This window comes from Jhaorihella thermophila (genome assembly GCF_900108275.1).
Taxonomy (GTDB): Bacteria; Pseudomonadota; Alphaproteobacteria; order Rhodobacterales; family Rhodobacteraceae; genus Jhaorihella; species Jhaorihella thermophila.
In genome coordinates, this window is the sequence record NZ_FNVD01000020.1 from 1 (window position 1) to 19,137 (window position 19,137).

Below are 19,137 nucleotides of genomic sequence, written 5' to 3' on the forward strand. Positions count from 1 at the left end.
CCGCAAGCGCCCCCATTCCGCCCTTGGCGGCAAACCCCCAGCCGTGATCTACTGGCTGAGAAAAGACGAAACCCAACCCGGTCAGCAGGAGCAAAGAGTAGCTTAAATCAAGCCGGAAACTGTCCAGACATTGGGGAGTAGCTCAACAGCCAGCCCTCCGCCGTCCATATGCAAGAGATGTCGGCTCCCCATTTCCGGTCCGGTTTTTCGGCCTGGAAGTCCCGGTCGATCAGGTTGGGCGCGACAGGCCGGGCATGCTGGCTGTCCGTCGTGCGCTTGAAACGCCGCTTGGAGCGAGCGATCAGGCCGTTTTCCCTCATCAACCGCGCGACGCGCCGCCGACCGATCCGATGGCCGTCATCGACAAGATCGCGGCGCATGCGCGGGCTGCCATAAGTGCCGATGGACAGCTTGAACGCCGTCCGGATGTGAGCAAGAAAGACCATGTCGTCGCGTTGGCGGCGGCTGGCTGGCCGCGTCTTCCAGGCAAAGTATCCGCTCTGACTAACGCCCAAAGCGGCACACATCCGGGAAACTGGAAATCGGGCCTTCTCGGCATCGATGAACGCGAAGCTCATCGATTTCCCTCCTTCGCGAAGAAGGCCGCGGCTTTTTGGGAATGTCACGCTCCTGCTTCAGGATCGCGTTCTCCCTGCGAAGCCGTTTCACTTCCGCCTCTGGATTGTCCTTGACGTCCTGCGGTTCAGCTTCCCCTCGATAGCGGCTCACCCACCGGGTCAAGGTCGAAAGCCCGATCCCCGGATCGTCCGCAACCTCCCTTCTTGTCCTGCCGCTGGTCAGCGCCAGCCGGACTGCTTCACGCCGAAACTCCGGCGTCGGTCCATTTCCATGGGACATTGAACACCTCCTGTCCGTCCAGTTGGCGCTCTCCACTTTTGCGAAGCAAGTCCAGTCCTTCTACGAAACAGTCGAAGCGCTGCAGGCCGACCTTGATGCCTGGCTGGCTCACTACAACACCGAACGCCTGCATCTGGGCTACCGCAACCAGGGCCGCCGGCCCATCGAAACCGTCATGTCATTCGTCAGTCAAGAAGGTTAAGAGAACACTCTATCGTCACCCGGTGACCGGAGCAACATGGCCCGGTCGAGGACGAAAACCACGATGGCTCAAGGAACTGGAAGCAGCCGGAACGCCCCCGGAAAAAGCTGTCTTGGAAGAGTAGGGCCCAGACTGCGGCACTGGTTGGGATTGCTTGGTTTGGCCTCGTCTGGGAAGGTGGCGTTTATGTCTGCCGTTGCGTGTCGGCATTATTTGTTATTTGCTCAAAGGAACAACGGCAAACACCCACAGCCCGGAAGGGTGAATGCCTTCCGGACCGAGCTTTGATATCTTGTTACAACCGAAGCCGGCTCAGTTCGTGCCGGTGGTGGTCGTGGTGGTCGTGCCCGAGCTGGACCCGCCCGCCGCGGCGCCCAGCAGAATCAGGCCGCCACCGGCCAACAGAGCGCCGTTGACGCCGGTGAAGGCCGCGCCGCCGGTGCCGCCGGACTCCAGCAGCTTCAGGCAGGCTTCGAGTGCCTTGTTGGCGGGATCGGCGCAGTTGAATTCCTTGCCATCGACGGTGACGATTTGCGCACCGGCCGAGGTGGCAAGAACGGTTGCAGTCAAGGCTGAAGCGAGCGCTTTGCGGATCGTCATCTGGAATCTCCTAAAGTGTTGCCGTCATTCAGATACCACGCCGACCTGCGAAAGACAAAGAGCGATCTTTGCGCTGTCATCGGATCGGCGGCCGCATGGCCGCCTGCGGACAGCAAAGCCGCCCGCACCGGCGGACGAGCGTCGCGGGTCTCTCGACCTTTTGCACGAACTGTGACCCCAAAGCCGCAGCGGCGGACAATTTTCGGGGCCAAGGCGGCCGGAACGCCGGCAGGATTCGCTTGCGGTTTGATTTTGTGGCGGCGGTTTGGCAAAGATGCGGTCAAAATGAAACGGTCGCACTTGACGAGCAGCGGCCCATTTTGAGGCAGTGAACAGGCAGGGCTCCGGTTTGGCGGGCTTTTCAAGACGTATTTTTTATGGCGCGGGCGCAATCGGCGCCCTTGTCGCATCGTCGGTGCCGCCGAGCGCGCAGAACCTGTCCACTTACGGCACCCCCGGCCTGATCGACATGCCGACCGCCGAGACCATGCCGGACGGACAGCTGGCGGGCACGGTATCGGTCTTCGAGAATACGCAACGTTACACGACCACGTTCCAGATCCTGCCGAGGTTGTCGGGAAGCTTTCGGTATTCGATCATCGGCGGGGACGGGTCCCAGAAAACCTATGACCGCAGCTTCGACGTCCACTACCAGTTCCTGACCGAGACCGCGCGCCGTCCGGCAATGGCGATCGGCTTGCGCGACATCATGGGGACCGGGATCTATTCTTCGGAATATGTGGTGGCAACCAAGACTGTCGCCGATCGGCTGCACCTGACCGCAGGCATGGGCTGGGGACGGCTGGGCAGTCGGGGCGGGTTCACCAATCCTCTGTCCATCTTCGGAAATGGCTTCAAGACCCGGCCCGGACGCGGCGCAACCGGTGGTTCGCGGGGCGGCAAGCTGACCACGGATGCCTGGTTCCGGGGCGATGCGGCGCTGTTCGCGGGTCTGCGCTATGACGTGAACGACCGCTGGTCGGTGATGGCCGAATATTCGTCGGACGCCTATTCCGAGGAAAGCGCCAAATACGGGTTCACGCCCGACATCCCCTTCAACTTTGGCGTCAGCTACCGGTTCCGGAACGGACTGACCGCCAATGGCTATTACATGTATGGTCAGAGCCTCGGCTTTCAGCTGAGCTATGCGCTGAACCCCAAGCACCCTCAGGCGCCGGGCGGCGTCGGGCCGGCCGCACCCGCCCTGAAGCCGGTGTCGCAGGTGGCGGCGGCAAGCTGGAACCAGGCGACCGAAGTCGCGCAGCGGCACGAGAATGCCCGCGACGTGCTGAGGGCCGAACTGGACCGCGAAGGCATCCGTATGGTGGGTTACGATGTCTATGGCGACACCGCCACGGTCGAGATCGAGAACAGGCGATACGACGCCTCGGCGCAGGCCGTGGGGCGGACCGCGCGGGCAATGGCGAACACGCTGGATCCTTCGGTCAAGACCTTCCGGGTGGTTCTGACCAAGCAGGGCGTTCCCGTCAGCCGGATCACCACGAGACGCGCCGACCTCTACAAGCTGGAACACGAGGTGGACGGGAGCTGGCGCAGTTTTGCCCGCGCGGGGATCGCGGATGCCGTTGTCGGCGTGCGCGGCGAACCCCTGCCCCATGCCTGGCCGCATTTCGCCTATCGTTTCGGGCCTTATCTGACCTTCTCCTTCTTCGATCCGGACGACCCGCTGCGTTACGAGGTCGGGGCACAATTCCGGGGCGACTACATGATCCGGCCGGGGCTGGCGATCTCGACCGATCTGCGGCTGCCGCTCTTTGGCACGATGGACAAGGTCACGCGCGTATCCAATTCGGTGCTGCCGCATGTGCGGTCGGACTGGGCGAAATACGCGCGGGAATCGACTTTCCGCATCAATCGGTTGACCACGGACTATTATTGGCGCCCCGGCAAGGATCTCTATGCCAAGGTGAGCGCGGGTTACCTCGAAGAGATGTTCGGCGGCGTGGCGGGAGAGTTGCTGTGGTATCCGCAGGGCAGCAAGCTGGCGCTTGGTGGAGAGATCGCCTATGCCCGCCAGCGCGACTATGACATGCTGCTGGGGTTCCGGGACTACGACGTGGTGACGGGCCATGCCTCGATCTATTACGACCTGCCCGCCGGGTTCCGCGCGCAGGTCGACGCCGGGCGCTATCTTGCCGGCGACTGGGGCGCCACCTTTGCGCTGGACCGCGAGTTCAACAATGGCTTCAAGGTGGGCGCGTTCTTCACCCGCACCAACGTGTCCGCGGCAGAGTTCGGCGAGGGCTCGTTCGACAAGGGAATCCGGTTCGAAATCCCGCTGTCCTGGTTCACCCGCGAACCCACGCGAGAAACCTTCGGCCAGACGATCCGGCCGCTGATGCGCGACGGCGGGGCGCGGTTGAACCTGGCCAACCGTCTGTATGACTACACGCGGGATGCAAACGGCACGCAGCTTGCCAACCGTTGGGGGCGGTTCTTCAGATGATCGGTCGTGCCACCCGTTTCCTTGCGCTTGTCGCGCTTGCCGCCTGTTCCAACGCCGCGAACGAGGATGACGTTTTCGTCAAGGCCCTGAACCTTGGCGGCGACAAGGTGGTGCCGCGGGCGCAGGCGCTTTACGATGCGGGCGCCCCGCGGATCGTGATCGGCATTCCCAAGACGGACAGGTCCGCGATCATGGTGCTGGAGGCGCGCCGCGACGGGCTGGAGACCTGGCTTTCGGCGGATGGCGCCGCCGTGATCCTCGATCGCGGCCTGCTGCGGGGCACGCGGGGGCTGGGCGCGGGGCTTCTGGCGTCGGACGTATCGCAGTCCGCCGCGCTGGTGCTGGCCGGGCGCGAGGGCCGGGCGACACGGTTCCATACCTTCCTGACCGGCACCGACGAGACGGTGACCCGAACTTATGAATGTCGGGTCGAAGACCGCGGGGCGCGGACGGTGGAGCTGGGCAGCCGCCAGGTCTCCACCCGCCTGATGGCCGAGAGCTGCAACAGCACCGACCAGCAGTTCGTGAACCTCTACTGGGTGGACGACGGAGACGGCCGAATCGTGCTGTCGCGGCAGTGGACCGGAGACTACCTGGGGGATATCTCGCTGAGGGCGGGCGATTCGCGGTCCTGATCGGGGAGATTCGTCAGCCCTTGGTGATGACGGGGGAAGGATTCGCTGTCCTGTGGGTGTCGGGACACGATTCGCAGGTGCCCGATCTGCCAATCCATTGAGATTGTTTCCAAAAAACGAACAAATTGTTTGCGGCTGCCGAGAATTTTAGCGTCTTACCGAGACTTTGCGGGTGACAACAGGTTTCCAGACCGTTAAGACTCCACCTGTCTGATCCTGTTTCTCGTCAGTTTTCGGCGCGGATGTCTCTTGCCGCAAAACGTTTCTGAATCAAATGCTTGCTGTCTCGGTTGCTGCCTTCGTCGCGTCATTGGCCACCTGCCTTGGGTTGATCGCCATCGCCCCGAAACTCGCCTTCCAGAAAGCCGCCTTGGCGGACACCAGGGCGCGTCAGGCGTCACATGTCAGACCCACCCCCAGGGTCGGCGGCCTGTCGCTGGCCGCCGCGGCGCTGGCCTTTCTGGCCCTGTTCGAGAGGGGAGGGTTCAGCGATCCGTCGGGTCTGATTCTGGTTTCGGCGCTGCCGATCTTTCTTGTGGGTCTCAAGGAGGACGTGTCCCGTAACGCGAGCCCGAAGGTCCGTTACGGCGCCGCTATTCTGTCGGCGCTGCTCGCCTTCTGGTTGCTGGGGCTGTGGATCGACCGGGCCGCCCCGTTCTGGCTGACGGCAATGCTGGCCTTTGCGCCGGTCGGGGTGGCGATCACCGTCTTCACCACCGCCAGTTATGCCCATGCCTTCAACCTGATCGACGGGCTGAACGGGCTGTGCGCGGGCACCTCGGTCCTGATTTCCGCCGGGCTGATCGCCGTGGCGATGCAGTCGGGGCAGGACGGGCTGGTGCCGCTCTTGCTGATGATGATCGGAGGGCTGGCCGGATTCCTCGTTTGGAATTTTCCGGCGGGCAAGATCTTTCTGGGCGATGCCGGGGCCTATACGATCGGCCATGTCCTGTCCTGGATCGGCGTCGCGCTGATCGCAAACAGCACGCAGGTCTCCGCCTGGGCGATCATGCTGATCTTTTTCTGGCCGCTGGCCGATACGCTCTTTGCCATCGCCCGCAGGGTCGGGTCCGGTGAAAGCATCGACACGCCGGACCGGATGCATTTCCATCAGCTGGTGATGCGGGTGCTGCAGCTGACCATCCTGGGCCGCAACCGGCGCGAACTGGCCAATCCGCTGGCGACGCTGGCGCTGATGCCCTTGATCGGTGGCACCGTGGCCTTGGGTGTGGTCTTCTGGAACGACAGCCGGGCGGCGGTGCTGGGTCTGATCGGCTGCGGCGCGGCCTTCGTGCTGGGGCACGCGCGCCTGCGCCGGCTGGCGCGGCGGTATCGCAAACCGGGCACCGTTGAGGCCCTGAAGTCCAAGGAGAGGAAAACCGCCGAGAAACCCGTGGAAAAGGCTGCATGAGCGACATGACCTCTGCGACCGATCCGGCCTGGAGCCTAGTGCAACTCAAGCCCAACGGACTGAATACCGCCCTGCGCAACCTCGGGCGGCAGGGGTTCGAGGTGTTCGTGCCCCGCCATTCGGTCACGCGCCGCGTGGGGGGGCGGTTCCGTGACCGGCTGGAGCCGCTTTTCCCCGGTTACATCTTTGTCGAGGTGGGCCGGGCCGCCAGCCCATGGCGCAAGATCAACAGCACGCTGGGCGTGGCGCGGCTGGTCCAGTTCGGCTCCGGCGGCCCGGCAATCGTAGCGTCCGCGCTGGTCGAGGGGCTGATGGCGCGCTGCAATGGCGACGGGGTTCTCGAGCCGATCTCGGAGATCGCGCCGGGCGACATGGTGCGGATCAGCCGCGGTCCCTTTGCCGATTTCGTGGCCAAGGTCGAAACCATCGACAAGGACCGGCGGGTCTGGATGCTGCTGGACCTGATGGGGCGGCAGACGCGGATCGCGGTCTCGGCGCGGGACGTCTCCGCTGCGTGAACGGAGGGACCAGGTTGCGACCTATTGGCAACGACAGGGAAAAAATCCTTTCCGGGCAGGTTGTTCCGGCAACCCGATCGGGGTCTATTGGAGTGTAATTTCGCGTCAAGCGAGTATCCGTCATGCCCGGCGACGAAACGGGCAGCCGGAGATCTCGGGACAGGGACAAAAGCAGAATCGGGCAGGTTCGCAGATGAAATGGAAAGTCTTGGCGTCAGCCTTGGTGCTGGCGGGTTGCGGCGTGATCTACAACGCCCCTCACGTTTCCGAAGGCGTCGATGATTCCGGCGTCAAGGTCCGGGTGGTGCCCGTGACACCGGAAACGGTCGCGATGGCAAACCGGACTCCCTATACGCCCAAGGCACTCCCGGCGGCGTTCTTTGCCTCGGCGGGCGGGGCCGGCGGGATGAAGGGCGCGGGCGCCCTGCCCGAACCGGCGCTTCTGCCCGAGGCGCGGCCCGGCCGCCTGGAGTTGCGGGTGCCGGATCCGGTGCCGGACGCGCCCTACCGGATCGGCGTCGAGGACGAGCTGCGCCTGGCCGTTCCGAAGATGGGTTCGACCGCCGAGGAACTCACCGGCCTTCTGGCCAAGGCAACCAGCCGCGAAGGCTATCGCGTGCAGGATGACGGCACGATCTCGATCCCCGATGTCGGGCGGGTGCGCGTGGCCGGCAAGACCCTGGAAGAAGCCGAGGACGCGATCTTCAACAAGCTGGTCGAAGCCGGGCTGAACCCGGTCTTCAGCCTCGAAGTGTCGGATTTCCGCTCGCAGCGCGTGTCGGTGGGCGGGGCGGTCAAGAAACCCACCGTGGTGCCGATCACGCTGTCTCCGCTGCGGCTCAACGAGGCGCTGAGCGCCGCCGGCGGCGTGGCCCTGCAGGATCTGGACTATGCTTCCATCCGGATCTTCCGGGACGGCAAGCTCTACCAGATCCCGGTGAAGGAGCTTTATCGTCGGCCCGACCTGCAAAACCTGCGGCTGAAGAACGGCGACAGCATTTTCGTGGATACGGATTTCGAACTCGACAAGGCCAAGGCCTATTTCGAGCAGCAGATCCGCCTGTCCGAATTCCGGCAAAAGTCGCGACAACTGGCCTTGGACGAGCTGAACGCCGAGATCGATCTTCGGCGCGGCGAACTGGAAGAGCGGAGAAGCAATTTCGAAGCGCAGTTGAAGCTGGATGCCGTGGACCGCGATTACGTCTATATCACCGGCGAAGTTGCCCGCCAGTCGCGCTACCCGCTGCCGTTCGAGCATCGGGCGACACTGGCGGACGCGCTCTACAGCGAGGGCGAAGGGGTGATGTCGCGCACAGGTGATCCTAGGCAGATCTACCTGCTGCGCGGCTCGAACGATCCGGCGGAATTCGGCGCGATCACGGCTTGGCAGCTGGATGCCTCGAACGTGGCCAACCTTGTGCTGGCAACGCGCATGGAGCTGCGGCCCAGCGACATCATCTTTGTCGCCGAACAGCCGGTCACGTCGTGGAACCGCGTGCTGACCCAGCTGACGCCCTCGATCGTGACCTCGAGTGTGGCGGCGTCGGTGAACTGATCGGGCAACCCGTCGCCCGGGAACAAGGCACGCCGCGTTCGCAGGAGCGCGGCGTGTTTTCTTTCATATGCCGTGAGGTGCCGCCCTTTGAGCGCGCGGCGCCTGTGGGACGGGAGTGGGGCCGCTGCCCCCGTCCGCGCGGGTCGCGCGGACTCCCCCGGGGTATTGGGGACCAGAAAGAAGCAGGAGGGCCGACCTTCCGGTCTGGCGGGTTGGGGGTTGCGCGGAGCAGGCCGGCGGTCGGCGGCCGCCCTCTCTTCAATGCAAGAGCCCAGACCAGCGGTGGCTGGCCCGGGCTTTGAAATACGGGGCGGCGGCGGCGATCAGTTCTTGTAGTATTTCGCGCCGTAGCGGGCATAGGCGCCATACTTGCCGCCATAGCCGTATTTCTTCATGCCCTTGCGGTTGATCATGTTCAGCACAAGGCCGGTCGGGCGAATGTTGACGGATTCGAACATGCGTATCGCATCCACGATCTGGTCCTGTTCGGTCGAGTCCCATTTTACCGAGAACACCAGCGCATCGGCCACTTGGGCGATCGTCCGCGCATCCGGCACCACCAGAACCGGCGGGGTGTCGATGATGACGATGTCATAGCTGGCACGGGCCTCGGCGATCAGTTCGGAAAAGCGGTCCGACGCGAAGACGTCCGCCGCGTTTACCGAGGTCTTTTCCGCGCGCAGGAGATCCGCGCCCACGAGGCCGGATTTCTGCACCGCCTCGGTCAGACTCTGGCGCCCGGTCAGGACGGAAAGCAGCCCGCCACCGTCATGCTGGTCCTGGAAATAGCGCTTGAACGCCTGACGCCGCATGTCGCCCTCGATCAGCAGCACGCGCTTGTTGAGGCCGGCAAAGCTCTGCGCCAGCGCGATCGACAGCGTGGTCTTGCCTTCGCCCGGAATCGATGAGGTCAGCATGACGACCTGCGGCGGCTGGTCCACGTTGGAATAGAGGATCGAGGTGCGCAGGTTGCGGATTGCCTCCGCTCCGGCCGATTCGGGTTTTGCCGCGAGGTATTCGATCTGTCCGCGCCGCTTGCCGCCGGGTATCATCGGCACCTGCCCCAGCACCGGCAGCCGGGTGAGGTTTTCCAGATCGTCCGCAGTGCGCACCGTGCGGTTGGTGAATTCGCGCAGCAGCACGAAGGCCGCGCCCAGCATCATGCCCAGAATCGCAGCCAGCGCGAAGATCCGGGCCTTTTTCGGCGCCGAGGGAACGGTGGGGATCACGGCCTCGGACAGCACACGGCTGTCGGCCTGCTGGATGCCTTGCTGGGCCGAGGTTTCCTGCAGCCGGTTCAGGAAATACTCGTAGACCGAGCGCAGCGCCTCGGCCTTGCGCGTCAGCTGTTCCAGCTGCACCAGATCCTGCGACTGCATCTTGATCTGCTCTTCGATCTGCGCGACCGCCGCGCTCAGGCTTTCGATCTGTGACCGGCTGCGGGCGACGGCCGCCTTGGTCGAATTCATCAGCTGCAGATAGCGCGTCTGGAACACCCGGTCCGACATCGTCGGCGTCGGCGCGCGGTCGCCGCCGATCTCGGCCGCCACCTCTGCCATTGCGGCGCGGTCCTTGCTTTCCCAGGCCTGTTCGAGCCTGGCAAGTTGCGCCTCCTGCGTGGCCAGGTTCGACTTCAGGATCGCAATCCGGTCGCGCGTGTCCTTGGCCTGCCGGTTCAGCGCCTCCAGCGCCTCGGGGCTGACCAGTTCGGTGCGGGCGTTGAAATCCTTGACCGCGGTTTCGGCTTCGGCCAGATCGCGCTCAAGCAACGCCACCCGTTCGGCCAGCCAGTCGGTGGCTTTCCGCGTCGCGTCGAACTTCACGTCCAGCTGGTTGACGATGTAGAGATCGGCCAGCGTGTTGGCGATTTTCGCGGACTTCTCGGGATCCTCCGTGGTGACGCTGATCTTGAAGACATAGCTGTTGCGGATGTTGGAGACGTTGATCTTCTCCTTCACCGCGGTGACGACCTCCTCCAGCACGATCTCGGGCGTGGGCGGCGGGGCAACCTCCTGCTCGCCCGCGATCATCCCGCGCACCCAGGCCTGCAGCGTGCCAAGAGAGAAACCGGGTTCTTCGAGCAGTCGGGAGTTGAATTCGGGATCTTCCACCAGGTTCAACTCATTGACCAGCTTGCGGGTCAGGCCGCGGGATTTCAGAACCTCGAGTTCGGTATTGATCGTCGCCTGGTCACCCGAGAGCCCAGAGATCACGTTTTCGAAATCGACAACCTGGCCCTGCCGGGAATCCAGCGCCACATAGGATTCGGCCGTGTAGACCGGCACCGCGGCCACGAAGACGTAGTAACCGGCGATCAGGATGGCAACGAGCGTGGTGAAGGCGATCCACAGCTTGCCGCGCCAGAGCGTCCGTACCACCTGCAACAGGTCGATCTCGTCATCCTCGACCGGCTGCTGCAACATCAGCGGCGCCGTCTGCGCGCCGCGCGGTTCGATCAATTTGCGGTTGTTCCTGACCTTTTCGTCCAATGTCCGTTCCACGTTCATGCCGGTTCTATTCTCTATTGCGTCCGCCGAAGCAGCCTCGATTCAATCTTGTTCGGAGCAATTCCGGCGCCTGACTAGGCCAATTGGCGGCATTTTGCCAGTCTCCACCTGCCGTGGCGGCGAATATTCTTCCTTTCTTGTGCCCTGCCCGTTCGTGGTATATCCCACAGGCGGCATTCCGTCCACAACTCGGGCAGCGAAGGAACAGGGAATCAACCATGCGTGGAGTGCTGGGACAGGTCTTTTCTTCCCGTGACGAACGGCGTCCGAGGCATTTCCTTTCCCCGCTGACGGTTGCCCGGCCGGCCTATTACATCGGCGACATCCACGGCAATTACGATTCGCTTGCCCGCCTCATGGACGTGCTCGACAGGGATCCGGCGCGCGAATCGACGGTCGAAGTCGTGTTCCTGGGCGATTACGTGGACCGGGGCGAGAGATCCCGCGAGGTACTGACCCTGCTCCAAGCCATCTCGCGCGAGGCGCCGCAATCGGTCATCATGCTGATGGGCAATCACGAACGCATGATGCTGGACTTTCTGGTGGACCCAGCGCGCAAGGGGGCCTTTTGGCTTACCAATGGCGGGCTGCAGACGCTGGCAAGCTTCGGTATCGGCGGCGTGACCGAGAGCGCCTCGTCCGCGCTGATGGAAAATGCGGCCAAAGCCCTGGCCGAAAAGCTGACGCCGCCGCTGATCGAATGGCTTCAGGGGCTGCCGCTGTGGCATCAGAACGGCAACCTCTTCGCTGCGCATGCCGGAGCCAATCCGGACCTGCCCGTGAACCTGCAATCGGAAAAGACCCTGCTCTGGGGCCATCCCGAGTTTCGCGAGACCCCCCGCGAAGACGGCAACTGGATCATCCACGGCCACACCACATATGCCCATCCGCAGGTGGTGGATGGCCGCATCGGCATCGACACCGGAGCCTATCACTCGGGCATCCTGACGGCGGCCTATGTCCAGCCGCATGCCCCGGTGCGGTTCATCGACAGTCGGGCCTAGGCCGGCTGACAGGGCGGGATCCAGGGTCGTCTGCGGCCGAAGGCTCGGGCGGTGGTTTGATCCGGATCTGGCGTCGCCGGTTTTGGGCGGGTGCCTCGCCTCTCTCTTCCAGTGCGCTCGGAACCGCTGAACGGTTTCCAGAGCCGTGTAGAACGCCAGCCGTTTGGGAGTGGCGGCTGTAACCCCCGAGATGTGGCGCTGGCGGCGGCATTCACCGCATCAGTTCACCTCTCCTGCGGAGCGTATGCTCGCGCTGCGAGGCCTGGATTCGTCGTTCAGATCTTGCACATAGATCGTGGAAACTGCGCCCTCGTGCAGCTGAACCTCGGTGACGGGCCGCGCACCCATTCGGTGGTAGAAGCGGTTGGCGGCGTCGAGTTGCTTTCCGACGAGGATGCGGAAGGACGTAACCCCCCTGTCCCGAAACCCCGCGCAGAGGCGACGGTAAAGTCGTTCCGCGACGCCTCGACGGCGTTGATCGGAGGCAACGACGATGCTGAACAGTTCGTGCCGAGGCAGGGGCGGTCCATCGCCATTGCCGCCGGCGCCGCCGTGACCGGAGGCAAAAAGCACCTCGACGATGCCCTTGACGCGGGCCGGGCTCAGCAGGGCCGGGGCAAGCGCCGCGGCGAGGCGCAAGGGATGGCGCAGGAGCCGTTTGTAGATCGAGCCCATGCCGCTGCCGCCGGTCACTCAAGTTAAAATCGCCGACATGGAACGGAAACTAGTTGTCAGGGTGCCGGACCTTTTCACGGGTCCCGATGTTAACTGTGCGCGGCAAAACATTTATGCTCCATGGCTCAGTATCGCGCGAGATGACCGCACCGCCACCGACGACACTTCCCTCTCCAACTCGAACATTTGTCAACAACAACGCGTGGGCACCGACAAACGCATCCTTACCTATATGCACGGTTTTCCGCGTCTTCGCGCTTTTCGTCTATGCCGCGCGAAATCTGCGGCTCGACATAGAATGTCAGCAAGACTGTGCCAACGGAGTTCACGAGGCCAGAAAGTTGGCTGATCGAAGCTCGATGTTCGAAGTGCAACAGGGCGAAGTAGAACGAGATGAAAATTCCGGTGGAATAAATCGCGAAGACCATGCAAGCGCCGAAAGCAATCCGCAAGGCATCGGGCGTCTCGACGATACTAAGTATCCTCTCCGAATGGAGCCGGTTTCCGTCATGGTCGCCGAACGAGCGGCCAAACAATGAGGAAACAAAGGATCGACCGTTCTTATAGCGCCCAATCACAGACGCGTAGTACCTAACAATTCGTTCGCGCATTTGGAGCGCCAACAAGCTGAAAAGCGCGGCGAGGGCTAGGGCGCACAGCGTTACCGCGACGTAGGTGTCACTCGGTATCCGCATGTCGACGAGAAATCCAAGCATGGGGAGCAGCGACACAATGAACATTCGGGTTCCGACATACACGGCCTGCTGAATCGAGTAGCCGACGAGGTGGCTGGCCTTGCGGATGCCCGCGACCCGCGCGAGGATCGCTGAAAACTCTAGAAAGTGAATGGCAGCAAAAGCGAATGGGACAAGGATTATAAAGGCGGATATCACCTCCACACCCCCCGCGTGTCCACGATGCAGCCCTTCGGGGCGGTGCTGTTCTTGAACGGCTTATGATCCACGAGCATGACGTGAATGTCTGCCCTGGCGCTGTCAAGTTCAACCAGGCGCGCATCGGCGAGACCCGCGGGAAGTGCTTCCACATTGGGCTCCACGACCAGCACCGGACCGCTGTGTTCCGAGGCGATCTGTCGCGCGATCTCCAGCGCGGGGCTTTCGCGCAGGTCGTCGATGTCGGGCTTGAAGGTGAGCCCGTAGAGGGCCACCGTTACATCCGCCGCGGTCTTGCCCGGGTTCTCCATCAGGTAGGCGCCGATGGCCGCGCGGACCTTCTCCACCACCCAGCCCGGTTTGCTGTCGTTGACCTCGCGCGCGGTGCGGATGAGCCGTGACCGCTCCGGCGCGGAGGACACGATGAACCACGGGTCCACCGCGATGCAGTGCCCGCCGACGCCGGGGCCGGGCTGCAGGATGTTCACCCGCGGATGCCGATTGGCCAGCGCGATCAGTTCCCACACGTCCATGCCCAGCTCGTCGCAGATCAGCGACAGTTCGTTGGCAAAGGCGATGTTCACGTCACGAAAGCTGTTTTCCGTCAGCTTCGCCATCTCGGCAACGCGCGGACCCGAGGCGATGACGCATTCGCCGGCGACGAAGGTCTTGTAGAGCTCGGCCGCGCGCGCCGAACAGGCCGGAGTCATGCCGCCGATCACCCGGTCGTTGGTGATGAGTTCCTGCATGACCTTGCCCGGCAGCACCCGTTCGGGACAGTGCGCGATGCGGATGTCCGAAGCCTCTCCGGCGGTCTGCGGAAAGCTCAGGTCGGGGCGGGCCTCGGCCAGCCAGTCGGCCATCGCCTCGGTCGCGCCCACGGGCGAGGTGCTTTCCAGGATCACCAGATTGCCGGGCGCGAGCACCGGCGCGATCGCCTTTGCCGTGGCTTCGATATAGCTCAGATCCGGATCGTGGTTTTCACCCTTGAAGGGGGTCGGAACCGCGATCAGGAAGGCTTCGGCCGGCTCGGGGGCGGTGGTCGCGCGCAGATAGCCCTCGGACACCGCCGCGCGCACCACCATGTCGAGATCCGGCTCGACGATATGCACCTCGCCGCGGTTGATCGTCTCGACGGCATGCCGGTTCACGTCCACGCCGATCACCTCGATCTGACGCGAGGCGAACATCGCGGCGGTCGGCAGGCCGATATAGCCCAGACCGATGACGGAAATGCGTTTGAAGGAAGGGGTGGAAATCATCCTTGAACCTTGTCGATGTTGAAGAAATCTGCAACTGCGTCGCGAATGCGGCTGGAGGCGAGACCATCGCCGTATGGGTTGTGCGCGCGCGCCATGGCCTCGTGGGCGGCGGCATCGTCCAGCAGCCGGGTTGCCTCGCGCACGATCAGATCCGTGTCCGTGCCCACCAGCCGGACCGTCCCGGCCTCGACCGCCTCGGGCCGTTCGGTGGTGTCGCGCATCACCAGCACCGGCTTGCCCAGCGACGGCGCCTCTTCCTGCACCCCGCCCGAGTCGGTCAGGATGATGTGCGACCGCCGCATCAGGTGAACAAAGGGCAGATAGTCCTGCGGCGGGATCAGCGTCACGCGGTCCAGCGCGCCCAAGCTTTCCTCGACCGGCCCCTTGACGTTGGGGTTGAGATGCACCGGATAGACGATCTGAACGTCCTCGCGTTCGGCCAGCCGGGCCAGCGCCTCGCAGATCCGCCGGAACCCGCCGCCGAAGCTTTCGCGCCGATGCCCGGTGACAAGGATCATGCGCCGCTCTGGGTCGAACCCGAATTCCGCATCGAAGGCCGCGCTCTGGCGCGGATCGTTTTCAAGCCGCCCGACCACGTCCAGAAGGGCGTCGATCACCGTGTTTCCGGTAATCGTCACCGTGTCCTCGGCCACGCCTTCGGCGGCAAGGTTGGCCGCCGATTTCGGGGTCGGCGCAAAGTGCAGCCGCGCGATGGTGCCGGTGACCTTGCGGTTGATCTCTTCCGGCCAGGGGGAATAGATGTTGCCGGTGCGCAGGCCCGCCTCGACATGACCCACCGGGATCTGCTGGTAATAGGCGGCCAGCGACGCTGCCAGCGTGGTCGTGGTGTCGCCATGAACCAGCATCAGATCGGGCGAGAACTCCTCGAGGATCGGCTTCAGCCCGGCCAGCACCGCCGAGGTGATCTCGGTCAGCCCCTGCCCCGGCTTCATCAGGTTCAGGTCGTAGTCGGGCTCGATCCCGAACAGACGCAGGACCTGATCCAGCATCTCGCGGTGCTGGGCGGTGACGGCGATGCGGACATCCATTCCCGGCGCCTCCGACAGCGCCGCGTAGACCGGGGCCATCTTGATGGCCTCGGGCCGGGTTCCGAACACCATGAGAAGCTTTTTCATCAATCCCTCTTCAATCTGTTGGACCCACCAGCACATCTGTGCCGTCGTCGGGTCGCATTCGAAAAATTGCGGCGAACGGAGTGGTTCATGCGTCCTTGCGCGCCGGCCTGCCCGACGCGCCCTTGGGGGCATGATCGTCCAGTTCGGCGCCCAGGCTTTCGATCTCCTGCCTGAGCGCTTCGTATTCTTCCATCTTCCGCGCAAGAAATGCCCGGGTCAGGGCGGCCTTGCGCGCCAACCCCTTCGGCGTCAGAACATAGGCATAGCGGCGCTTGTCCCTTGCGGCGGTGAAATTGCTCAGCTTCAAATGCCCCTTTTCGATCAGCGCCTTGAGCACATAATGAATGCCGCCGACGCTCACGCCTACGGCCTCGGCAAGTTCGCGCTGCGACATTTCAGGGTTTTCCTGCAACAGGCGCAAAACGCGAAAATGCGTGTCTTCGCGCAGTTTGCTGCGATTGCTGCTCACGTCCGGGATTTGCCCAAGCTACCGCAAAAGGACTGCCCGCGGGCGCCTTGTTCGCAGAATACAAACCTGATCGACGACATCAGCATCGTTCAATTTTGAGCGATATCAGATGCTGCGCCTGCATACAAGTCGCAATGCGATACGGGCTTGGAGGGCTCAGCGAAAGCTTCGATGCCCGACCACCTGCCCGGCTCGCGAAAAGGTTGGCCGAACTGCGATAACCTCAGTAACCACGACGGCCGCAATACGCCCCAATCATCCGCGCTCCGGGCCGGAACGGCGGGTCGATAGCAGCTTCCTTTCCCTCGGGCAAGGGCGACAGGCTCGGGCGATGCCCGCCATGAAAGAGGGGTCAGGGAAGCAGTTGATTCCGACATGCCCGGTCCATGAGGCAGGACCGAGCCACCGACGTCTCCATTGTTCCCGGAGACGAACGACCTTCCCCGTTGTGGCCCTGCGCATTCCTCGCAGTTGGGCAAGCAGGCCTATTGCCCACAACATCTAGATTCTTCTTGCGCGAATCCGATTCATCGGCCAATAGTCACGGAAAAGAGCAGACAAACGCGTATTTCCGTGAACACGGTAGGCGGGTTCGAGGGCAGATGGACGCGACGGACCAACATGAAGACCTGAACGCGGTCATCCGTCAACATTCGGAGTGGTTGGCGACCCAGCTGCATGTGCAGCGCGAGAGCCTGTTTCCGCCCGATGCGAAAAAGGAGATGCGCAAGTTCACCTCCGGCGAGGCGGCGGCGCTTCTGGGCGTGAACGATTCCTACCTGCGCAAACTGCATCTCGACGGCAAGGGCCCCTCGCCCGAGCTCACCCCCGGCAACCGGCGGATCTATTCGGCGCAGGACATCCAGGAGCTGCGGGTTCTTCTGGAAAAGACCGCCCGTCGGCCCGGCGACTACCTGCCCGGTCGCCGCGAAGGGGACCATCTGCAGATCATCGGCGTGATGAACTTCAAGGGCGGGTCGGGCAAGACGACCACCTCGGCCCATCTCGCCCAAAGACTCGCGCTCAAGGGCTACCGGGTGCTGGCGATCGACCTCGACCCGCAGGCCTCGCTCACCGCGCTGCACGGGGTTCAGCCCGAACTGGACCTGCAGGAGGGCGGTACCCTCTACGACGCGATCCGCTACGACTCCCCTGCCCCGATCTCGACGGTGATCCGCAAGACCTACATTCCGAATCTCGACCTGATTCCGGGCAACCTGGAACTGATGGAGTTCGAGCACGAAACCCCCCGCGCGCTGGCGCAGGGCAATGCGGGGCTGTTCTTCTTTCGCGTGAAAGAGGCGCTGGCGCAGGTCGATCCCGACTATGACGTGGTGGTGATCGACTGCCCGCCGCAGCTGGGCTTTCTCACCATGTCGGCGCTTTCGGCGGCGACCGGCGTGCTGGTGACGATCCATCCCGAGATGCTCGACGTGATGTCCATGTCGCAGTTTTTGCGCATGACCGCCGACCTGATGGATGTGATCGCCGAAAGCGGCGCGGACATGTCGCATGACTGGATGCGCTACCTGCTGACGCGTTACGAACCCGCCGACGGCCCGCAGAACCGGGTCGTGGCCTTCCTGCGGTCGATGTATGGCGACAAGGTGCTGAACGCGCCGATGCTGAAATCCACGGCGATCTCGGATGCGGGGCTGACGAAACAGACCCTATACGAGGTCGAACGCAGCGCCTTCACCCGCTCCACCTACGACCGCGCAATCGAGAGCCTCAACGCGGTCAACGACGAAATCGCCGAGCTGATCCAGAAGACATGGGGGCGCAGATGACCGACAGCCGCAAGAAACGGATGGCCCTTCTCGACAATCTCGCCAATGCCGGGGCGCCCTCCCCTGCCCCGCCGTCGTCGATGATGTCGGCAAACCGGGCGCTGCGTTCGGCGCGCGACGCGGTGGACGCGCACCACGTCTGGGATCTGGACCCGGCGCAGATCGACGACGGCCGGCGCATGGAGGACCGGCTGGACCCCGGCGACGTTCAGGATCTGCGCGAGGCGATCGAGGCAAACGGCCAGACCGTGCCGATCCTCGTGCGCCGCAACCCGGAAAATCCCGACCGCTATCTGCTGATCTATGGCCGCCGGCGGCTCGAGGCGATCCGGCAATCGGACAAGGTGACCAGGGTCCGGGCGCTGGTGGCGAACATGGACGACACTGCCGCCCTGCGCGCCCAGGTGTCGGAAAACATGGCCCGCCGCGACCTGTCCTTCATCGAAAAGGCGCTGCTGGCGCGGTCGCTGGTCGAGTCGGGCTTTGGCAATCAGACCCAGGTGGCCGAGGTTCTGACCGTCTCGAAATCCGCGATCTCGATGGCGATCAACGTCGTCGAAGCGATCGGAGAGGATCTGATCCGCGTCATCGGTCCCGCCCACGGCATCGGTCGCCCGCGGTGGGAGGCGCTCGCCCGCGCCATCGCGGAAACTGGCGCCGACACGCAGCGGCTGATCGACGTGGCGATGGACGCCCGCGACAGGATCGCGCTGGAACGGCTGACCGAGGACATCTCCGCCGAGGACATCGACCCTTCGGTGGCCGCCTTCGAAGCCGTTTCCAGGGCGCTCGATCATGCGCGGCGCCGGTCTGCGCCTGACGCGGCCTCCTCCCCCGCCCCCACGCGCAGCCGCAAGCTGACGCTGGGCGGCAAACCCGCCGGCGCAGTGCGGCGCACGGCCAGGGGGCTGACCATCGCGCTCGACGATGGTCCCTTTGCGGATTGGGTCGAGGCCGAGGCCGAAAAGCTGATCGACGAGCTTCACGCGCGCTGGCTGCAGCGCGGCGAAGACTGAGGAAGAGCAGACAACAAGAGGAGGCACGAGAAAGGCAAAAGAAAAGGTCCCGCAAAGACGACGCTCCACGAGACCCTGACTTGTTCTTAGCACCTTCAAGTTAAGGCGCGTGGACCATGACCGCAAGTCCAAAGTGATT

Annotated in this window: 17 protein-coding genes and 2 pseudogenes; 10 read left to right on the top strand and 9 right to left on the bottom strand. The window is 63.7% G+C overall.

Annotated elements, in window-relative coordinates; all coding sequences use genetic code 11:
* Window positions 1-292 precede the first annotated feature (292 nt).
* Window positions 293-858 (bottom strand): annotated as a pseudogene (locus tag C4S70_RS19205) (transposase); the annotation flags it as partial.
* 55 nt (window positions 859-913) lie between these two features.
* On the opposite strand from C4S70_RS19205, the pseudogene C4S70_RS19210 reads away from it, so the two are divergent.
* A pseudogene (locus C4S70_RS19210) lies at window positions 914-1,060 on the top strand (IS481 family transposase); the annotation flags it as partial.
* A 22-nt stretch (window positions 1,061-1,082) separates the two neighbouring features.
* The gene (locus C4S70_RS19480; RefSeq protein WP_380219004.1) at window positions 1,083-1,184 is read left to right on the top strand and encodes an H-NS family nucleoid-associated regulatory protein; all 102 of its coding nucleotides are present in this window, start codon (window positions 1,083-1,085) and stop codon (window positions 1,182-1,184) included.
* Window positions 1,185-1,372: 188 nt separating this feature from the next.
* Here C4S70_RS19480 and C4S70_RS15770 read toward each other — a convergent pair whose 3' ends face one another.
* Window positions 1,373-1,660, bottom strand: coding sequence for a hypothetical protein (locus C4S70_RS15770; RefSeq protein ID WP_104009071.1), 288 nt, complete (start codon window positions 1,658-1,660; stop codon window positions 1,373-1,375).
* Window positions 1,661-2,075: 415 nt separating this feature from the next.
* Between C4S70_RS15770 and C4S70_RS15775 the strand changes: the two genes are divergently transcribed.
* The 5 genes from C4S70_RS15775 to C4S70_RS15795 all read left to right on the top strand — a co-directional run bounded on the left by C4S70_RS15775 (window position 2,076) and on the right by C4S70_RS15795 (window position 8,246).
* Entirely contained in the window at window positions 2,076-4,127 is a 2,052-nt protein-coding gene (locus C4S70_RS15775) for a YjbH domain-containing protein (RefSeq protein WP_235003856.1), read from the top strand.
* A complete protein-coding gene (locus C4S70_RS15780; protein ID WP_104009072.1) occupies window positions 4,124-4,762 on the top strand; it encodes a YjbF family lipoprotein in 639 nt (212 codons plus the stop codon). The genes C4S70_RS15775 and C4S70_RS15780 overlap by 4 nt, the downstream gene beginning before the upstream one ends.
* A 370-nt stretch (window positions 4,763-5,132) precedes the next feature.
* Complete coding sequence (locus C4S70_RS15785) at window positions 5,133-6,173, top strand: MraY family glycosyltransferase (protein ID WP_160114896.1); 1,041 nt, start codon at window positions 5,133-5,135, stop codon at window positions 6,171-6,173.
* Window positions 6,170-6,691 (top strand): transcription termination/antitermination protein NusG, encoded by a 522-nt coding sequence (gene nusG / locus C4S70_RS15790; RefSeq protein ID WP_104009074.1) that lies wholly within the window; start codon window positions 6,170-6,172, stop codon window positions 6,689-6,691. Before C4S70_RS15785 ends, nusG begins: the two co-directional genes overlap by 4 nt.
* A gap of 193 nt (window positions 6,692-6,884) precedes the next feature.
* Window positions 6,885-8,246 (top strand): polysaccharide biosynthesis/export family protein, encoded by a 1,362-nt coding sequence (locus C4S70_RS15795; protein WP_104009075.1) that lies wholly within the window; start codon window positions 6,885-6,887, stop codon window positions 8,244-8,246.
* Window positions 8,247-8,569: 323 nt separating this feature from the next.
* On the opposite strand, the gene C4S70_RS15800 is transcribed toward C4S70_RS15795, so the two are convergent.
* Entirely contained in the window at window positions 8,570-10,753 is a 2,184-nt protein-coding gene (locus C4S70_RS15800; protein ID WP_235003857.1) for a GumC family protein, read from the bottom strand.
* 218 nt (window positions 10,754-10,971) lie between these two features.
* Between C4S70_RS15800 and C4S70_RS15805 the strand changes: the two genes are divergently transcribed.
* Window positions 10,972-11,757, top strand: coding sequence for a metallophosphoesterase family protein (locus C4S70_RS15805; RefSeq protein WP_104009076.1), 786 nt, complete (start codon window positions 10,972-10,974; stop codon window positions 11,755-11,757).
* A gap of 219 nt (window positions 11,758-11,976) precedes the next feature.
* Here C4S70_RS15805 and C4S70_RS15810 read toward each other — a convergent pair whose 3' ends face one another.
* The 6 genes from C4S70_RS15810 to C4S70_RS15835 all read right to left on the bottom strand — a co-directional run bounded on the left by C4S70_RS15810 (window position 11,977) and on the right by C4S70_RS15835 (window position 16,192).
* The gene (locus C4S70_RS15810; RefSeq protein WP_146064237.1) at window positions 11,977-12,432 is read right to left on the bottom strand and encodes a GNAT family N-acetyltransferase; all 456 of its coding nucleotides are present in this window, start codon (window positions 12,430-12,432) and stop codon (window positions 11,977-11,979) included.
* Window positions 12,433-12,481: 49 nt separating this feature from the next.
* Complete coding sequence (locus tag C4S70_RS19485; protein ID WP_104009078.1) at window positions 12,482-12,670, bottom strand: DapH/DapD/GlmU-related protein; 189 nt, start codon at window positions 12,668-12,670, stop codon at window positions 12,482-12,484.
* Window positions 12,657-13,331 carry a lipid II flippase family protein gene (locus C4S70_RS15820; RefSeq protein WP_160114897.1) on the bottom strand — a complete coding sequence of 225 codons (675 nt, stop codon included), beginning with the start codon at window positions 13,329-13,331 and terminating at the stop codon, window positions 12,657-12,659. The genes C4S70_RS19485 and C4S70_RS15820 overlap by 14 nt, the downstream gene beginning before the upstream one ends.
* Complete coding sequence (gene wecC / locus C4S70_RS15825; RefSeq protein ID WP_104009080.1) at window positions 13,322-14,587, bottom strand: UDP-N-acetyl-D-mannosamine dehydrogenase; 1,266 nt, start codon at window positions 14,585-14,587, stop codon at window positions 13,322-13,324. The genes C4S70_RS15820 and wecC overlap by 10 nt, the downstream gene beginning before the upstream one ends.
* A complete protein-coding gene (gene wecB / locus C4S70_RS15830) occupies window positions 14,584-15,723 on the bottom strand; it encodes a non-hydrolyzing UDP-N-acetylglucosamine 2-epimerase (protein ID WP_104009081.1) in 1,140 nt (379 codons plus the stop codon). Before wecB ends, wecC begins: the two co-directional genes overlap by 4 nt.
* 85 nt (window positions 15,724-15,808) lie before the next feature.
* Window positions 15,809-16,192: a MarR family EPS-associated transcriptional regulator gene (locus C4S70_RS15835; RefSeq protein WP_104009082.1), complete on the bottom strand. Its 384-nt coding sequence runs from the start codon at window positions 16,190-16,192 to the stop codon at window positions 15,809-15,811.
* A 602-nt stretch (window positions 16,193-16,794) separates the two neighbouring features.
* On the opposite strand from C4S70_RS15835, the gene repA reads away from it, so the two are divergent.
* Together repA and repB are read left to right on the top strand one after the other, a co-directional pair.
* Window positions 16,795-17,982: a plasmid partitioning protein RepA gene (repA, locus tag C4S70_RS15840; protein ID WP_104009083.1), complete on the top strand. Its 1,188-nt coding sequence runs from the start codon at window positions 16,795-16,797 to the stop codon at window positions 17,980-17,982.
* On the top strand, window positions 17,979-18,998 hold the full coding sequence (gene repB / locus C4S70_RS15845) for a plasmid partitioning protein RepB (RefSeq protein ID WP_104009110.1): 1,020 nt from the start codon (window positions 17,979-17,981) through the stop codon (window positions 18,996-18,998). Before repA ends, repB begins: the two co-directional genes overlap by 4 nt.
* Window positions 18,999-19,137: the final 139 nt, after the last annotated feature.

Coding starts and splice junctions, on each gene's coding strand:
- C4S70_RS15770 (WP_104009071.1), bottom strand. CDS start 1,660: ATGACGATCCGCAAAGCGCTCGCTTCAGCCTTGACTGCAACCGTTCTT.
- C4S70_RS15780 (WP_104009072.1), top strand. CDS start 4,124: ATGATCGGTCGTGCCACCCGTTTCCTTGCGCTTGTCGCGCTTGCCGCC.
- nusG (WP_104009074.1), top strand. CDS start 6,170: ATGAGCGACATGACCTCTGCGACCGATCCGGCCTGGAGCCTAGTGCAA.
- C4S70_RS15795 (WP_104009075.1), top strand. CDS start 6,885: ATGAAATGGAAAGTCTTGGCGTCAGCCTTGGTGCTGGCGGGTTGCGGC.
- C4S70_RS15800 (WP_235003857.1), bottom strand. CDS start 10,753: ATGAACGTGGAACGGACATTGGACGAAAAGGTCAGGAACAACCGCAAA.
- C4S70_RS15805 (WP_104009076.1), top strand. CDS start 10,972: ATGCGTGGAGTGCTGGGACAGGTCTTTTCTTCCCGTGACGAACGGCGT.
- C4S70_RS15810 (WP_146064237.1), bottom strand. CDS start 12,432: ATGGGCTCGATCTACAAACGGCTCCTGCGCCATCCCTTGCGCCTCGCC.
- wecC (WP_104009080.1), bottom strand. CDS start 14,587: ATGATTTCCACCCCTTCCTTCAAACGCATTTCCGTCATCGGTCTGGGC.
- wecB (WP_104009081.1), bottom strand. CDS start 15,723: ATGAAAAAGCTTCTCATGGTGTTCGGAACCCGGCCCGAGGCCATCAAG.
- repA (WP_104009083.1), top strand. CDS start 16,795: ATGGACGCGACGGACCAACATGAAGACCTGAACGCGGTCATCCGTCAA.
- repB (WP_104009110.1), top strand. CDS start 17,979: ATGACCGACAGCCGCAAGAAACGGATGGCCCTTCTCGACAATCTCGCC.